The 16,434-nt window shown below is 53.9% G+C and carries 14 protein-coding genes; 8 read left to right on the top strand and 6 right to left on the bottom strand.

Annotated elements, in window-relative coordinates; all coding sequences use genetic code 11:
* Positions 1-89 precede the first annotated feature (89 nt).
* From QWL29_RS08820 to QWL29_RS08810, 3 genes are read right to left on the bottom strand one after another with little or no spacing between them, the layout of a single operon-like run.
* Entirely contained in the window at positions 90-617 is a 528-nt protein-coding gene (locus tag QWL29_RS08820) for a TPM domain-containing protein (protein ID WP_305822517.1), read from the bottom strand.
* Positions 617-1,459 carry a TPM domain-containing protein gene (locus QWL29_RS08815; RefSeq protein WP_305822516.1) on the bottom strand — a complete coding sequence of 281 codons (843 nt, stop codon included), beginning with the start codon at positions 1,457-1,459 and terminating at the stop codon, positions 617-619. Before QWL29_RS08815 ends, QWL29_RS08820 begins: the two co-directional genes overlap by 1 nt.
* Positions 1,460-1,468: 9 nt before the next feature.
* Positions 1,469-2,080: a LemA family protein gene (locus QWL29_RS08810; RefSeq protein WP_305822616.1), complete on the bottom strand. Its 612-nt coding sequence runs from the start codon at positions 2,078-2,080 to the stop codon at positions 1,469-1,471.
* Between the two features lie 150 nt (positions 2,081-2,230).
* Here QWL29_RS08810 and pyrF point away from each other — a divergent pair, with 150 nt between their 5' ends.
* On the top strand, positions 2,231-3,052 hold the full coding sequence (gene pyrF / locus QWL29_RS08805) for an orotidine-5'-phosphate decarboxylase (protein ID WP_305822515.1): 822 nt from the start codon (positions 2,231-2,233) through the stop codon (positions 3,050-3,052).
* 210 nt (positions 3,053-3,262) lie between these two features.
* On the opposite strand, the gene sbcB is transcribed toward pyrF, so the two are convergent.
* Positions 3,263-4,711: an exodeoxyribonuclease I gene (gene sbcB, locus QWL29_RS08800; protein ID WP_305822514.1), complete on the bottom strand. Its 1,449-nt coding sequence runs from the start codon at positions 4,709-4,711 to the stop codon at positions 3,263-3,265.
* Between the two features lie 101 nt (positions 4,712-4,812).
* Between sbcB and QWL29_RS08795 the strand changes: the two genes are divergently transcribed.
* The 7 genes from QWL29_RS08795 (at position 4,813) to QWL29_RS08770 (ending at position 14,043) form a co-directional block, all read left to right on the top strand.
* Entirely contained in the window at positions 4,813-6,138 is a 1,326-nt protein-coding gene (locus QWL29_RS08795; RefSeq protein ID WP_305822513.1) for a tyrosine-type recombinase/integrase, read from the top strand.
* A 53-nt stretch (positions 6,139-6,191) separates the two neighbouring features.
* Positions 6,192-7,733: a site-specific integrase gene (locus QWL29_RS08790; protein ID WP_305822512.1), complete on the top strand. Its 1,542-nt coding sequence runs from the start codon at positions 6,192-6,194 to the stop codon at positions 7,731-7,733.
* Positions 7,730-9,820 (top strand): hypothetical protein, encoded by a 2,091-nt coding sequence (locus QWL29_RS08785; RefSeq protein ID WP_305822511.1) that lies wholly within the window; start codon positions 7,730-7,732, stop codon positions 9,818-9,820. The genes QWL29_RS08790 and QWL29_RS08785 overlap by 4 nt, the downstream gene beginning before the upstream one ends.
* Positions 9,821-9,839: 19 nt before the next feature.
* Positions 9,840-10,307, top strand: a complete 468-nt coding sequence (locus QWL29_RS08780) for a hypothetical protein (RefSeq protein WP_305822510.1) — start codon at positions 9,840-9,842, stop codon at positions 10,305-10,307.
* A gap of 1,806 nt (positions 10,308-12,113) precedes the next feature.
* On the top strand, positions 12,114-12,449 hold the full coding sequence (locus tag QWL29_RS08775; protein WP_305822509.1) for a helix-turn-helix domain-containing protein: 336 nt from the start codon (positions 12,114-12,116) through the stop codon (positions 12,447-12,449).
* A 348-nt stretch (positions 12,450-12,797) separates the two neighbouring features.
* The gene (locus QWL29_RS26765; RefSeq protein WP_370663682.1) at positions 12,798-12,953 is read left to right on the top strand and encodes a transposase; all 156 of its coding nucleotides are present in this window, start codon (positions 12,798-12,800) and stop codon (positions 12,951-12,953) included.
* A 280-nt stretch (positions 12,954-13,233) separates the two neighbouring features.
* Positions 13,234-14,043: a hypothetical protein gene (locus QWL29_RS08770; protein WP_305822508.1), complete on the top strand. Its 810-nt coding sequence runs from the start codon at positions 13,234-13,236 to the stop codon at positions 14,041-14,043.
* A 108-nt stretch (positions 14,044-14,151) separates the two neighbouring features.
* On the opposite strand, the gene QWL29_RS08765 is transcribed toward QWL29_RS08770, so the two are convergent.
* A complete protein-coding gene (locus tag QWL29_RS08765; protein WP_305822507.1) occupies positions 14,152-15,120 on the bottom strand; it encodes a hypothetical protein in 969 nt (322 codons plus the stop codon).
* Between the two features lie 465 nt (positions 15,121-15,585).
* On the bottom strand, positions 15,586-16,365 hold the full coding sequence (locus QWL29_RS08760) for a hypothetical protein (RefSeq protein ID WP_305822506.1): 780 nt from the start codon (positions 16,363-16,365) through the stop codon (positions 15,586-15,588).
* Between the last annotated feature and the right edge of the window lie 69 nt (positions 16,366-16,434).

The following is a 16,434-nucleotide window of genomic DNA, read 5'->3' as shown; positions in this document are numbered from 1 at the left end:
CAGGAATGCGGGAAAGCCCGGATTGTACCGAGAATGGCTGCAAACAAGGGCGGAAAAGCGTGAACCGGGGTGCGTGGCCGTCCCGGCCTTCAGATCATGAGCGGGCGGTCCGGCAGCTCGTTTGGCCGCTCGCCATTGGCCGGGAAGTGTTCGCGCAGCAGCGAATTCACCTGCTCGACCGCCGCCAGCGCGGCCTGGTGGAATTCGCCGCGCCGGAAACCGTCGGTCATGGTGCGGCACACGGTTTGCCAGGTGCTGCTGTCGATCTTGCGGTCGATGCCGCGGTCGGCCACGATATCGACCTTGTGGTCGGCCAGGTTCACGTAGATCAGCACACCGCAATTGTCCTCGGTATCCCAGACGCCGTAGTCGGCGAACAGGGCCAGGGCGCGCTGGCGGTTGCTGACGCCGTCCCAGATCTCGTCGGCCGGCAAGGCCTTCTCGACGATGAAGCGCACCTCGCCGCGGTGGGTGCGTTCGCCGGCCGTGATCGCCTGGGCCACGGCTTCCAGGGTGGCGTCGGGGAAGGCGCGCCGCGCATCGGCCTTGGTACTGCGCCAGTGCCGCAGCACGCGGCTGAGACGCTGGCCGAATGAACCTGCTGTGTCTTGTGTCATCACCAGTCTCCCGAGGCGCCGCCGCCGTCAAAACTGCCGCCGCCGCCGGAGAATCCGCCTCCGCCGAAGCCGCCGCCACCGCCCGAAAAGCCGCCGAATCCGCCGCCTCCGCCACGGCTCATGTTGCCGATGATGTTGCCGAGGATGAAGCCGGTGGCGCCGCTGCCCCAGCCACCGCGCGAGAGACGGGTGCGGCGCGGGCGGAACATCGAGCGCACCAGGGTGAAGCCGACCACCAGCAGCACGATGCCGACGATGCCGAGGCCGCCGCCGCCATCGCCCTGGGGCACGCGCGCGGCTTGTCCCTGTTGCTGCCTGGGCGCCGGGAACTGTTCCTGGTTCAGCAGGGTGGCAATCGCGCCGACGCCGGCCACCAGGCCCTCGTAGTAATGCTCCTGGCGGAAGTGGGGGGCGATCGTGTCCTGCAGGATGCGCTTCGACTGGGCGTCGGTCAGCACGCCCTGCACGCCGCGCCCGGCCTCGATGCGCAGGCGGCGCAGGGAACTCGGGTTGTCGCGCGCCACCATCAGCAGCACGCCGTCGTCCACGCCCTTGCGGCCGAGCTTCCAGGCATCGGCCACGCGGATGCCGAACTGCTCGATGGTTTCGGGCTCGGTCGATTTCACCAGCAGCACGGCGATCTGGCTGCCGGTCTTCGCTTCATAGTCGGTGAGGACCGCTTCCAGGCGCTGATGCTGGTCGGCGTCCAGCATGCCGGCCTCGTCGGTGACGTGGCCGGCCAGCGGCGGCACTTCCTTCAGCTGGGCCCGGGCCGGCGCGGGCGCCATCGCGGCCAGCGTCATGGCCAGCAGGCAGAGCCAGAAGGTGCGCAGGACAGTCATCGAGCCGCCTTATTTGCCGAAGTCGACCGTCGGCGCGGTCGAGATCGCTTTTTCGTTCTCGACCGTGAACGAAGGCTTGGCGTCGTAGCCGAACATCATCGCCGTCAGGTTGGTCGGGAACTTGCGCACGGTGACGTTGTAGTCCTGGACCGAGGCGATATAGCGCTGGCGCGCCACGGTGATGCGATTCTCGGTGCCCTCCAGTTGCGACTGCAGGTCGCGGAAACTGGTGTCCGCTTTCAGGTCCGGGTATTTTTCCGACACGGCCATCAGGCGCGACAGCGCGCCCGAGAGTTCACCCTGCACCTGCTGGAACTTCTGGAAGGCTTCCGGGTTGTTCAGCACTTCGGGCGTGATCTGGAAACTGGTGGCGGCGGCGCGGGCGCGGGTCACCGATTCCAGCGTCTCGCGTTCGTGCGAGGCATAGCCTTTCACCGTGTTCACCAGGTTCGGGATCAGGTCGGCGCGGCGCTGGTACTGGTTGACCACTTCGCCCCAGGCGGCCTTGGTCGCTTCGTCCTTGGTCTGGAAGTCGTTGTAGCCGCAGCCCGAGAGCAGCGAGCCGGCCAGCAGGGCGCCGGCCAGCAGGCGGGCCCAGCGCGAGAATACGGAAGACGTCATCATGTGCTTGTCCATGGCGAGTTGTCGAATGAATAAAATATACCGCAAGTGCCGGGGCATCCGTCGCACGGCCGGGGCGATGGCGGCGACCGGCGGGGCGCGGACAGGTAAAATAGTGGGTTTGCATTGACACCGTGAGGAGGAGTTGCCGTGAATTTCATCGATAAGCTGTCCGCAGCCTGGACCCGCAACGACTCGTTGCTGTGCGTGGGCCTGGACCCCGACCTGGCGCGCTTTCCCGCCGAACTGCGCGATGCACCGGACGGGATTGTCCGCTTCTGCAAGGCCATCATCGACGCCACCGCCGACCTGGCCTGCGCCTTCAAGCCGCAGATCGCCTATTTCGCCGCGCTCGGCGCCGAAGCCCAGCTCGAGGCAATCTGCCGCTACCTGCGCGACACCTATCCCCACATCCCGTTGATCCTCGACGCCAAGCGCGGCGACATCGGCGCCACCGCGCACCAGTATGCGCGCGAGGCCTTCGAGCGCTATGGGGCGGACGCAGTGACGGTCAACCCCTACATGGGCTTCGATTCGGTCGAACCGTACATGGAATGGGCGGACCGCGGCGTGATCGTGCTGTGCCGTACTTCGAATGCGGGCGGCTCGGATTTGCAGTTCCTCGACGTGGGCGGGCAGCCGCTGTACCAGCACGTGGCGCGCCTGGTGGCGGAGAAGTGGAACCGGAATGGACAGTGTGCGCTGGTGGTTGGGGCGACCTTCCCGGAGGAGCTGGCGCAGGTGCGGGCGATTGTGGGCGATATGCCGCTGCTGGTGCCGGGCATTGGCGCGCAGGGCGGGGATGTGGCGGCCACGGTGCGGTCCGGACGGACTGTTGGCGGCGCGGGGATGATGATTAATTCTTCGCGGGCGATCATGTATGCGACGCCGCAAGAGGGTGAAGATTTCGTGGCGGCGGCGCGCAGGGTGGCGCGCGAGACGCGGGATGAGATCAATCGGTATCGGGCGTAAAACCGGTTGGAGCTTGTGGGGCTGTTGCCTGTGAGGGTAGCGGCGCCTTTGATCCGCGTGGGCACGAGTGCCCACCCTACGATACACGTTAGGTATCCGGGTTTCGTATGAACTCACCGTTAACGTAACCGGTAGGGTGGGCACTCTGTGCCCACGCGGATTCAACACACCATTAACGCATCAGGCAACAGCCCCGATAACGCCAAAAAATCAATACCGCTCCGGCGCAATCATCTCCACATAATCGTACAGCGCCCCCAGAATCTCCTGCCCCCGCTCATCGGCCGTCTCCGACAGCGCATCGATCTCCCCAAACAACTGGTCCACCGTCCGCGCATTCCCGGCCCCGTCGAACAGCCGCGCCGCGCGGTGTTCTTCCCAGCGCGCCGTCTCCACCTCGTTCAAGGTCTCCGGGAAATTGCGTGCACGATAGCGGAACAGCAGCTCGACCAGGCGCTCGTCCTCGAACGCCGCCTGCATGCCGGCCAGCCGCGCCGGCGTTTCGCCGCGCATGGAGTCCAGCTTGCGCCGGTCGTTGTTGCCGACGAAGCCGCCATACAAATCCTCGTCGACATCGGTCTCATCAAGGGCAGCCGGTTTCTTGAACACCTGCGCCCACACCGCCGCCATGTCCGGCCCCTGCGCCGCCAGCTGGGCATGTGCGCGGTGCTGGGCCACGTCGATGCCCCAGCGCTCGGCCATGGCCGGGCTCAGGGTCTTCAAATTCCCGACCAGCATCGGCGACTTGTTCAGATGCACGCTCTTGATCGGCAGGCGCGTCACGCCCTCGGGCAATTCGCTCGAACGCGTGAACATGCGCTGGCGGATCGTTTCCACATCCAGCCCGAACAGTTCCGACGGATCGTGGCGGCAATCCCAGACCAGGATTTCGTTCTTGTTCGACGGATGCTGGGCCAGCGGCCACACCAGGCCCAGGCAACCCTGTTCCGTCGGGAACATGCCCGACACGTGAAGGAAGGGCTGGCGCAGTGCCGGTTCCAGGTGCAATCCCATCTCGGCCGCGACCCGGTCCTTCCGCCGCAGTTCCAGGCAGAAGTCGAAGAGTTTCGGTTGCTTGCTGCGGATCAGGCGCGCCAGGGCGATGGTGGCGCGCACGTCGGACAGCGCATCGTGGGCCGCCTCGTGGGCCAGGCCATTCGCGGCGGTCAGGTGCTCGAGGCGGAAGCTCGGGCGGCCATCCTCGTGGCGCGGCCATTCGATTCCCTCCGGACGCAGGGCATAGGTCATGCGCACCACATCGAGCAGGTCCCAGCGGCCGCAGCCGTTCTTCCATTCGCGCGCGTAGGGGTCGATCAGGTTGCGCCAGAACAGGAAACGCGTCACCTCGTCGTCGAAGCGGATGGTGTTGTAGCCGACGCCGACGGTGCCGGGCTCGGCAAACGCCGCCTCGACCTGGCGTGCGAATTCATGCTCGGGCACGCCCTGTTCCAGGCATTGCTGGGGCGTGATGCCGGTGATCAGGCAGGACTGCGGGTCGGGCAGGTAGTCGTTGGCCGGCCGGCAGTACAGCATGACCGGGTCGCCAATCTCGTTGAGCTCGGCATCGGTGCGGATTGCGGCAAACTGGGCCGGACGGTCGCGGCGCGGCTGGGCGCCGAAGGTTTCGTAGTCGTGCCATAAATATCGTAATTCAGTCATTTGTAAACAACTCCGTCGTTTTCATAGGGGAAGCGCCGAATAGTTGTTGACGCTTATTGCTTTGATAACTATTATACCACGATTATCTGTCGGAATTGAACATGTCAACAAGTATTCCTGAGCTTTCGATCAAGTCAATTAAGTGGGTCTCTGGAGAACGCTTTGCGATGCTTATCGATGCAGAGACCGGCATTCCTCTTATCGACCCAACCGTTTTTGCAATGCTTGAGTTGAGAAAGCGTGGCGACGCGCACTCGACAATAAAACAAGCAATGTACGCGATTCGGATTTTAATTCTATTTTTAAATTCGAAGAAGATCGACATTCATCACCGGATTCACAAGAGTGGCAGACTCTTCGATATGGCGGAAGTCGAGCAGCTTACTTCTCTATGTAAACTCCAATTTTCCGAAATCAAAATTAGATTGTGTGTTGCGTCTGCCGCGCCCGTTGCACCGGCCAAACCCAAATTTAAATTTAAAAACGGCGCGAAGCTGCTGCAGGCATTCCGCGCGCGTGCGCCGGAGCGGCAGGTGCTTTCTGTTGATCGAGGCACTTCGAACATTCGCCTCGGGTACATCCAAAGCTATCTGCGATGGCTCACCTCTCGGGAAATTATGCGTATTGAAGCGGATAGTTCCGTTCAGCTGGCTACGAGGGCAAATGTTGACGCAGCGCTCGGAGCGATCAAGTCCAAGCGTATCCATCGCGGAAATCGAAAATCAAAAATGAAACGCATGGGGCTAGCGGCCGAAGTGATAACGCGACTGCATGAGGTATTGGACCCTGAATCCCCAGAGAACCCGTGGCGCCCTGGCTTTAATCGCTACCGAAACCGGCTTTATATTTACTGGCTGCTCGACGTCGCTCTTAGAAAGGGTGAGGCGCTTGGGTTGACTTTGCGAGATATTACTTTCGGTTCAGGCACGGCTGAAATCATCCGTCGTCCGGACAATCCTGGCGACCCTAGAAATGATCCGCCACTGGTGAAGACCAATGAACGCGAGCTGCGCATCAGTGACACTTTGCTTGAGTTCACAGAGGAATATCTTGAAATGAGACGCAATTACGTCAAAGTAAAAGACTACGGATATCTATTTGTATCGAGCCGACAGGGGGCGCCATTGAGTCAAAGCGCCGCGCGAGATATTTTCTATGCTCTCAGGAAGAAGGTGTCCGGGCTTCCGCTGACATTAAGTGCGCATGTTTTACGCCACACCTGGAATTCGATCTTTACAATGCATGCGTTTGAATCTAATATGCATGACAAAACGCGTGAAGACCTAATGAAAAACCAAAACGGCTGGTCCGATAAAAGTAAAATGCCGAACTACTACTCGGCATTGGCGATCAGGAAGAAAGCGCAGCAGGAATCTATCAAGGTTCAAGAGAAAATTCATGGCTTCAGAAAGAGAAATTTGAAATGAGGAACGGGCGTATACAGAATTCCCTCGCTGTTCTTCCGCTAGGCGTTCCGGAATTGCCTGACTTTGCCACGACTATTTCTGGTGTGCATTTCAATCCGCGAGCTGACCTTTGGGACTTTCAAGACGGCCTTGATCGTGTAAATTTAGATTTCTTTCAGTTTAAAAATCAATTTTCTGACTCGCTTATTATTGCGCTGAAGGCAGTTCTTATGCATGCATCACAAGAGCTTGCTCCTCGTTCTTTGGTTGAGTTATTTAAGAGCACAGAAAAATTTTCAAAATCTCAGCCGCTTACATTGCGAATTGAAGTAATTGACGAAACCACTTTGCGTCGTTTTTGGGGTGACTCAAGCGTATACGAAGGTAGGAAATTTGTATTTAAAAGCATGATTCTGCGATGGGTGGAGCATCGTTATGCTGGCATTGAAAAATCAGCTCTGCAATTTTTAAGGAAGAAGAAGCCGAGGTCACGGGTTGTCGGGGAGTCAGTGCTTACGTGGGATCCGATTTCGGGACCGCTCACTGATATTGAATTCAAGAGCTTTTACGAAAGTTTTGTTGAGCTGTATGCTAAAAAGCAGATTCAAGAACAGCCGTTCCTTATGGCGTGGCTAGTAACTTCATTAGGTATTCGTCCTCGACAAGTCGCATTGTTGAAAGCTGGAGATATTTCAAAAAAGGATATAGGCGGAACGATCTCATATTCGTTATCGATCCCTAGAATAAAGCAAAAGGGTCAAATTCCTCGAGATGAAATGTATGAATGGCCAGTGCTTAGCGAAATAGGAGAGTTGCTCTACGCACATGGTCAGAAGCAAAAAGAGAAGTTCGCCGGGCTTGTGAAGGCGCTCGACCAATCGCCATTGTTTTCAGCAGACAGATATGCTGTTCCTTTCGTGCTCCAGTCTGAATCGTCAAGGGAGGAGATAATCGGTAGGGATTCAAACTATTATTTTAGCAACGATGCAGGCGATTTATCGTATCACATGGCGGTTGTTTCTGTTATCGATGTGTTAAGAGAAGTATTTAATCAGATTGATGTTTCGTCGGAGCGCGTCGGTAGCGAGATTGTGTTAAATGCGCGGAGATTAAGGAAAACATATGGCACACGTTTGGCTGCAGACAACGTTCCCGCACCAGTGCTGGCAGCAATGCTTGGGCATCGAGATATCAAGAGCAGTAAACCTTACATCGCTGCAACTTCGCGTCTGCAGGACCGGCTCGATAAAACTCTCGCATTCGAATTAGCGCCTCTTGCCCAGGCATTCCGTGGCGAGTTTCTAACGGCGCAAGATAGCGCTTCCACAGGAGCAATTATTCGGGATCTTCGGGTCATTCCTTCAGGTGAGCAATTGGGAAAATGTGATAAGACGGGCTATTGCGGGTATGCAGCGCCCGTCGCTTGCTACACGTGTAAGAAATTTCGTCCATGGAAAGACGCTCCACATGAGCTGATATTTGAATTTCTTTGGGAGCGTCGTAAAAGCCGTTCAGCCGAGTTCGAGAAAGACGCGCACATGACGATGCTTCATGATCGTACAATCCTAGCTGTGGCACAAGTGATTCTGGAATGTGGTGGGAACGTCAGCTCATGAGCGGCACGGTCGTTAGTCTTCCTTCGAAGCGCAGTATCGCGGCAGAGCGAAATTTTTCACAATTTGTCGCGCAAGCAAAGATCAGCACCGTGTTTGGTAGCGATTTTAATTTTGATTCCAATATTTGGGACGTGACAGCGCAAGTAGCGCAAAAGTCAAAGCGCAGTGGCACTACAATTGTTTTTGGTGCGTGGGGACAGCCACGGCCTAGCAAGAATGTTCAGACCGAGTGGATATCCCAGCCATTCTTGGACTTCGCCAAGGCATACATTGTGTATCAGTATGAACTTACGCGAAAGGTCAGCTTTGTTCGAGATTTACAGGCCCTTCGCGTTCTAGATTATGCACTAAATTCTTGTGGTGAAAATAGTCCAACAAAACTCACTTCGATTATTTTCAATATTGCAGCAAAAGCAATAACCGAAAAACACACTGCAGAAGCCGCACACGGTATTGGATGCGTACTGCAGAAAATTTCGTCGCTACTGGATGACAAGATGATTGGAATGGCACCGATCCAGTGGCAAAGTCCCATGGAAGCGCCGATTCCACATGGACGTCTGGGCAAGGATTTCGAGAAGCGACGCTACAGCAAGCTGCCAAGCAGCGATATTCTTGAAGCGCTTGGAAATGCTTATTGTGTCGCTTCGGATCCAGAGGACATCGTGTACACATCGATGTGTGCGTTGATGTTGAGCTCCCCAGACAGAGCCAATGAGGTTGTTTCTCTAATGGTCGACTGCGAGTCGCCGACTTTAGGCGATGGTTCTCCTGGTTATTCTCTGCGCTGGTGGCCGTCAAAAGGGGCGTTACCGCAATTGAAAGCTATTCCTGCGGTAATGCAAGATTTAGTTAAAGATGCAATCGGACGCATAAGGAAAATCACTGATCCTGGCCGGCGGATCGCAAAATGGTATGAGGATCAAATCTCACCTTCGCAACCGAAGCCCACTAAAATCTACCTCCCTGAACATCTCGAGTATCTGCGAAGCAAGACGTTGATCACTCGGTCCGAAATTTCCCTGATTTTGTGGGGGGATGGTTCAATTGATCCATACACATGGTGTAAGGGAAATAATATACCTGTTGCGAAATTGGATGGGCGGAGATTTTTGCATCGCTTCACCGACTTGGAAAATGCTGTGATCAAGCATTTGCCACGGCATTTCCCGTATTCGGACAACACCCAACGTTGGAAATGCAGCGATCTCCTTTTTACTCTTCCGAAGTTTAGTAATACCGCCCGCATCCCATATTTGTGCATTTACGTTCCGATGGATCGAGTCGATCTCAATTATCGTTTAGATGGCCGGAACAAGACATCTATTTTCGCTAAACTTGGCCTTGCGGACGTCGTAGACGGAAAGATAATTCCTTTTAGATTGTCGTCCCACGCGTTTCGACACTATCTAAATCATCTTGCTCATGAAAGCGGTGAGTTGTCAGATATTGACATTGATCTTTGGTCGGGTCGCACGTCACGAGGTGAGGCTTACAATCATGTAAGCAGTTCTGAAATCGCAAACAGAGCGGCTCTGCTAGTCGGTAATGCGGCCTCGACCCTTCCGGCTGTGAAGGCCAGCTCGATAAAATTGTATGCTAGAAATGAGTTCAAACGACTAGCGATCGAGGCGGGACATACAACGGCGTTCGGTTACTGCGTACACGATTTTTCGGCGAGCCCGTGCGAGAAACATGAGGAATGTTTAGACTGTAGTGAGCAGTTTTGTATCAAAGGTGATTCTGTCAGGGAAAATAATATCAGGCGCGAACGCGAAGAGCTCGAAATCCTGATCGCTAGGGCTGAGGCGGCTTGTGAATCAGGCGTATATGGAGCGGATCGCTGGCTCGAACGACAAAAGGTTAAACTGAAACGTGCGTCGGACCTAATCTCGATCATGGACAATCCTAATGTGCCACATGGCGCCCCGATTCGGTTGAATGGGGTGGGAGATTATTCTAGAATTGACCATGTGCGCAGTATTGATGCTGAAGATAGCGACCGCGTCCGGCCTGGCCCGGTGATAGAAAATTCGAAACATGCGCAGGAAAGTGGGTTCTCATTGCTTGGTTTAACGAAGTCATAGAAATGATAGGTTCGATACGTTGAAGAACAAAGAGAAGAAAAAAAGAGCGCCGAATCTGACAGAAGAGCGTATTGCTGGCATTCTGTTTATTATTGATCGTTGGTCAGAGGGTCGGCTGACCTGGGACGCATTGATCAATGCCATCGAGTGTTCTACGCAGGTTGTTTACACCCGTCAGGCACTGGCGAACCATCAATTAATTCAAGAAGCTTATGTCAAGAAGAACGAATCTCTTGCGCAAGGCCCTTCTGCAAAAAAGAATATTGGAACTGTCGAGCTTGACGACGCGCTCCTGATTATTGAAACGCAGCGAGCCGAAATTGCTCGGCTTAAGAAAGCCGAGTCGCTTTTTTTGGAACAGTTTGCGAGATGGGCAGCAAACGCTCATATGCAGGGTATCGATTATCGGAGACTTGATAGCCCACTCGACGCTGTTGACCGGGATTCTAGTCTCGTTCATAAACGCTCATTGAAGTCAGTCGCTTGATTATTGCGGCAAATCTTATATACGCAAGTCCGATGCAGCTGGAACATTCCATGCGGAATGATATTATTCCTACGTCGATGATCGCTATACTGTGATCAGGAATTTCTCTTAAATTCCTATCGCAAGCCGTGCCAATTCAATAAATTTGATGTATATTCTACGTTTATCATAGAATCTATGGTCCTGCTTCGCTCATCCTATTTACTCTTTGAACATGTTCCACGTAGACCAACAATGGAAGTGTAAGAACTCCGACGTCCTCCAGGCGATTTTTTCTCGACCGGGAATGCAGTGCTATCGGGCAGTTGAATTATCGTTAAACGTGCAACTGTTTCACGTAGACGCGCTGGTCATAATTGACGACGAATGCCGTTACGCTAGATTTATTCTTGACAACTTCGGGAATGTGGTCGATCTTCTTAGTGAAGGAGATTTTTCGAAGGTTAAAATCAGCCTCCAATCTAAGCGTGAAGACTGCGAGGATTATCTGATGCGCACTGTGGTGGAGGTTTTCGAAAGCGTTAGCAGTCCTGGGGTTTTTTTCTTTAAATGCCAGGACGGTACTGTGCAAAAGGACAGTGTCTACGGACACTTATTAGAATTTGGTGAGGTCAATTTGATTTGGGCATCACGATGAGATCTAATCATTTCAATTCTTCTTTGAGCTGCAATCTTTTGGATGTGATCTCTACGTTCAAAGGCCTCAATGGGAAGGGCTTGTTCGACACCAACAACGCTAGCTGCTCGTCGTTGAGTGGATTCTTGTTCAGCTTCAAGCAGTTCAGTATTTTCTCTCGATCTGTGCGAAGTGGCTTATATGCCTCAGTGGGCGACTTCTTTGGTGCAACGTTCGCTGCCCTACTTGCGTCTACCTCGCATTTAGTAACAACGAATTCTTGAGTGCGCTGAGCGCCTTTTTCGTACATTGACGACTTCACGTATGCTGCAGCGGGGTATCTTTTATAGAAGTTGAAAACATCTGCTGCGGCCATTTTGGCTGATTTAAATTTGAATCGTCATATGATCGGAGTGGCGGCTTGGAACTTGCCGCCACCTGCGGCAGTTTTCCAAAGGTTTCTCGAACGATCCATGAAGTCTTCGTTGATGCTTGAGACTGCACATATGAAAGTCTCTGTGTCTTTAGGGCCAAGCTCAATTTGGCCGGATAGAGGTGGAATTGGTTGAGCAATGGCTTCCGTGCAGGTAAGCGATGCGAGTGGGAGACCAAGATTTTTTAGCATGGGTGGTGTTTCAACGTTTAAACGATGAGATGATAAGGTGCTAGTAGTGAGTTACCTGTATTGCTAGGGAAAATAGGGGCTCAGCAGCCTCGCTTGAATGACCCTGTGTTAAAGCTCCGCACTTTTTCGATGGGTAGGCCGCCGGTGGTGCCTGTTGCCTTACCGGTCGCTTTACCGACGAATCAAACGGTGTACACAGTGTTTGCGTTGAACGGACCTTCGCCAACCAGGAAAGCGACGCTAGAGGGGAGGTGGGTGTTGTCCTGAGTGCTCGTCGGGACAGTCATTACCGGGGCTGATGAACTCCTATTGCCACTCCCATCTCAGCCAACGGGTATGAGCATAAGGCAAGTTACGGCTGCAGAAAGTTTTGATACACGGATTGTTGATCTTTGAATCTCGACGAGTAAGTGCGACAGTTCTCGACCACGTCTGCCCAACGGACGGTGGAAGCTACACGAAGTGGCCTTCGATCTGGAGTTAAGTGACTTGAGCATGCTCTGCTGCCATTGATGAGTAACAAGTATATCAACAGCACATCTACGTTTTTCGTAGAGAAAATTTCTTGGCATTCTACGAATATCGTGGGATGCCTGCGCGTTCTAAGATCATCAACTCAACTATTGGCCGACGTCTTCGTCAAGCGCGTGAACGGGCCGGGCTGCCGCAGGATTGCCTCGGTGCCCTAGCGGGCCTAGATGCACGGATGAGCCGGCATGAAGGCGGAGCTCATGGGCCTCCGATGAAATTTGCGGAAGCGTTGGCAAAAGTTCTCGGTGTTCCGGTGGCTTTCTTCTATTGCAACGATGATCGTCTCGCTGAGATCATTCTTGCTTACTCAGCTGCTCCCGAGGCGAAGCGGCAAACCTTATTGGAATCGGCACGTAGTTTAGTAGTGTGACCATTGTGGACACTTGTGAATGCGGAAACTTTGAAAAGAATGGCTTTCTATACGACGCAACAATTTGGGGCGAGCGCCGGTTCCTTTCTATGTTAACTCATCAGTCCTCACACTCGACTGGCCAAGTGGAACTGTGTTTACCTACACCTCTGCAGGCTTGTTACCATCCCCCGCCAAGTTTTTCCTTTGCCACCTGATTCGCTTCACGAACATTTCAACGATCAGCGCACCTCTTCACAAGCTGTAGGTTAGGCAAGTCACGCGTCACTTGGGCATTCCCCACCAGCTCAAACACTTTCGATAGGTATGATGTTCCTATCCAGGATATAACATGGCGCGTGAAGACGGGTGCTTTCAGAGGAGTTCAAGCGCGAGCCCGTAAAGCTGGTAGGCCAGCCTGGCGCAAGCGAGGCGGCGATCGCGCGCGGCTTGGGCATTGTCGCCAATTTGTTGGGACGGTGGTGCAGAGATACCAACGGGGGCTCACAGGCCGCAGGCGTGTAGGAGCAAATGTCCAGGCAGGAGTACGAGCGCATGCGGCGCGAGCTAGCAAAGGTCAAGACAGGGCGCACATCGCAAAAAGGCACTCGGCTACTCCGCAGGCGACCTGAAGTAGTTACTCGAAACTCCGACCTGCGGGCGATATGTCTTCGTTCCTGTCTTCAGGTCCCTGCCACACTGTCCGACGCTGAGCCTATCGAGGCTCACACCGGCCTAGCAGGAAGCGACGCCAGCTTGACTTGCGCACATTGTGCGCCACACATCGCGCATCCTTGGAGCAATCATGCCCTGGAAATACCTTTATCCAAATACCGTCGCAATTGAGACCGAAACAAATACAAAATTTGACGTGAAAATCGGGCGTTCACCAAGCACGATGGACGATGTCGAATTGACGCCTAGTGGAAGCGCAAAGCAGAAGTTTGATGCGGTGAGTCTGACGAAATTCCGTGCCGGGTTCTGGGAAATATTTCAGAAAGAGCGGCGCCGCAGCGCAATGCGTAATCTAGTCGATAACAAGTTCGGCGGCGATACGCTGCAGGCGTCGATTGCGATCCAGAACATAACGAAGAAGCCGGTGTCACATCGAACGATTCAAGCATGGCTGATGGAGCCTGGTGCGCGCAGCAGCCGCTTCTGCCCTGAATGGGCGTTAGTAGCACTCAAGGCATTCGTCGACGCTCCTGAAAACATCGATTATCTTGCGAGCTGTGAGAGGATTTCTGCTGGTACCTCTTCTTATATGCCTTACTCGTCCGCAGTCGATGTTAGATACGGTGTCAAGTATGCAACGGATGCAATTGCTAACGATGAGAAGCGACAACGCGAGTGGAGCGAGACGAGCCTGACATCATTGCCACATATGATTAGTCAATTCGAGAACAAAACTGAGCGACACTTTGAACATTTGGATATGCATGCACACGCGATGTGGCGTGCGCTACGCGAGGCTACGGATTTCGAAGACTTCAGACGGCGCGTGCTGGATGAAGTGAAAGACAAAGAGATTGGAGACACGATCGTTCGGAAGACACGTCGCGCTATCGAGCAAGGCACTGATGAATTCGCGAACGATAGAGAATTCACGGAATAATCAAACAAGGTACCTTTGAACGCTCAGTCGGTTGATTGTAGTGTAACTTTCCGCTTGGGTCGTCTAATATCCTCAGAGTTCGACAGCACTCGACCGAAGCGGATTTTCCTATTTGCAGGTACAAGGATGCGAGATGGCCGGTGTGAAGGGGATTTTAGCGTCGTGCAGGCGCGCGTAGCGGCATCCGCTTGCTGGTTGCCAATCAGGCGGCATCCGGTCCTTCCAACCTAGGTCGGAGTCGAGGTACCGGGCCTCGGTCTTGGCGATCCATGTCACCACCATCATGCTCTCGATCCACTCGGCTACATCACGCACTGACGCACCAGCCTCGAACGCTGCTGTTGCCGTATCACGTAGCACCGCGCACGGCACGACATGCTCGGGGTAGATGCGGCCCAGCGACTTTGCATTCTGCGGCACCACGGCATTGCGGACATAGTATTCAGCGATCCGGGTGTCGCGCGAGCCGCCCTCGGCAAGGGAGCGTTTATAGTAGCGCGCAAGGCGGACATATGCTCTTGCTAGGCGTGTTGCCGAAGCTGTGGCATCCACGCGTGGCCGCTCGTAGGGAAGGCACTCTGTACGAATCGCCTGAGCCAGTCCGCTGCAATCGGCCGGTGATGGCCCACGCTCCTGAAGCCATTCGTGATAGGCAAGTGCCGCATCGGTCAATGACAAGCCCTGCTTGCTATACCAGTCTTCCATAAACAGCGTGCGCAGCACCCTCCAATTCGCCCCTGGTGGAGCATGCAGTTTGAGAACCGCCGAGTCGCCGGCAATGGCTTCCTCGTCGAGCTCGAAGCACAGTAGGGCCGTCTGAACCACCATACGAACGTGGCACAGCCGCTCATTGCCCGTGATACGGCGGACCACATGGCGGCGGTAGTCGGGGTGCAGGCGCGGCTGTCGACCGGTCATCCGCGCCAGCAGCATGTCTTCGTCCTGCAGCTGTGCTACCAGACTACTAGCTTCGCTATGACCGATGCGCAGTACGCGCTGCAAAGCGCTGATGGAAGGATTCTGCGACTGATGTGCTGCGCTGCGAGCACGTCCTAGGCAGGAGTTATCGAGTGGCATTAGAAACTCTTTTGTTGTTGAGATAACGATACCGTATCGAGCAGCTTCTAACCTTCGCATTGTTACAATTTTCTCCATCGCGGATACGGGCTGCCAGTTGCAACCATGCGTGAAGGCGTCAGGTAGCATCTCTGCATAATTACTTCATCTGATCTGGCTGTGGTTGACGTCCCTCCCGCTGGCTTTCAAAAGAGTCATTGGGTACACCGATCCGCGTCTCCTGCAGCAGCTCAACGACAGTGTCGCCGTTAACGCCATTGCCAATATAAGTGAGGTAGCCTACGGTGAGAAAGAGGGCCGTGCGTCGTGTGCCACGGGCAGAAAGAACCAAAATACTTTGTAGTGTGTCAAAACATCCAACTGAGCTGAACGTCGCGCACCGGCCAATAGCCGCTACACTGTACGTCAGCAAGCGGTCATAAGCGGTCGCTTCTTTTTTCAATCCTGTGAGTAAGTAGGTTCCTATCAGCAAACCAGTTGCGTTCTAGAAAATAGAATAAAATCGCGATGTAAGTCGGCAAACTCAGTGCCAAGACTATTTGCTTTATCGACCTCCTCTTGAAGATGTTTCGTCCATCCGAAATCATTCGTGCCCGGAGGGACAATACTCTGTCGGTTTATCCCTATCGGCTCACTTTTATGCGCGAGAAACCTGAGAAACTCGTTTGCCTTTTCATAAAGTTCGAGCTTTTTTTTCTCCAGTTCTGGATCGAGAAACATAAACTCCGGATGTCGCCATTTAAGCAGGAACTCCTCTAACCTACCTGTAGGGCGATTATCGAAACTATGCCCAAAGTCGTGGTGCCGTGCTAATTCTACGATTCCCGAATCGCTGGGCAAATCGGATAAAAGCAGTCCGAAAAGTTTGCGATCTACTGCCGCGACGTTGTTTTTCGCTAGACGCACAAAATGTTCTGAATAAAACTGCAAAATTCTTGCTAAAAGGTTGTATGTAATGCCGAGTACAACTAAGACTAGGCCTATCCAGTAATCTGCATAGCCACTACTCAGCTCACCAATAGTTATGGGAGCTCCGGAATTAATATTGAATGTAGAGATAAGAGCATTGTAAAATAGCACTTTCAGCGGAGTGGGAAATAACAATATTGAGGCACCTATTCCGATGACAACGAAAGTTAACTTCGAAACTAGGTCCGGCAAGAAGAAGCGACGGATTGCACCTTTTAAAACATCCTTAAGTTCAAGTTCATTTGCTAGTTTCTGTAAATCGCTTAATTTTGACATATCACATATTCTATCGGTAGAGATTTTCTGCTTGCTATATGGAAATGACGACGTGGTCTAGATCTCGAT

Origin of the sequence: Massilia brevitalea (assembly GCF_030711405.1) — a bacterium.
Lineage (GTDB): Bacteria > Pseudomonadota > Gammaproteobacteria > Burkholderiales > Burkholderiaceae_D > Telluria > Telluria brevitalea.
This window is presented reverse-complemented; position numbering and strand designations above follow the sequence as displayed.

Coding starts and splice junctions, on each gene's coding strand:
- QWL29_RS08820 (WP_305822517.1), bottom strand. CDS start 617: ATGACACAAGACACAGCAGGTTCATTCGGCCAGCGTCTCAGCCGCGTG.
- QWL29_RS08815 (WP_305822516.1), bottom strand. CDS start 1,459: ATGACTGTCCTGCGCACCTTCTGGCTCTGCCTGCTGGCCATGACGCTG.
- QWL29_RS08810 (WP_305822616.1), bottom strand. CDS start 2,080: ATGACGTCTTCCGTATTCTCGCGCTGGGCCCGCCTGCTGGCCGGCGCC.
- sbcB (WP_305822514.1), bottom strand. CDS start 4,711: ATGACTGAATTACGATATTTATGGCACGACTACGAAACCTTCGGCGCC.
- QWL29_RS08795 (WP_305822513.1), top strand. CDS start 4,813: ATGTCAACAAGTATTCCTGAGCTTTCGATCAAGTCAATTAAGTGGGTC.
- QWL29_RS08785 (WP_305822511.1), top strand. CDS start 7,730: ATGAGCGGCACGGTCGTTAGTCTTCCTTCGAAGCGCAGTATCGCGGCA.
- QWL29_RS08770 (WP_305822508.1), top strand. CDS start 13,234: ATGCCCTGGAAATACCTTTATCCAAATACCGTCGCAATTGAGACCGAA.
- QWL29_RS08765 (WP_305822507.1), bottom strand. CDS start 15,120: ATGCCACTCGATAACTCCTGCCTAGGACGTGCTCGCAGCGCAGCACAT.
- QWL29_RS08760 (WP_305822506.1), bottom strand. CDS start 16,365: ATGTCAAAATTAAGCGATTTACAGAAACTAGCAAATGAACTTGAACTT.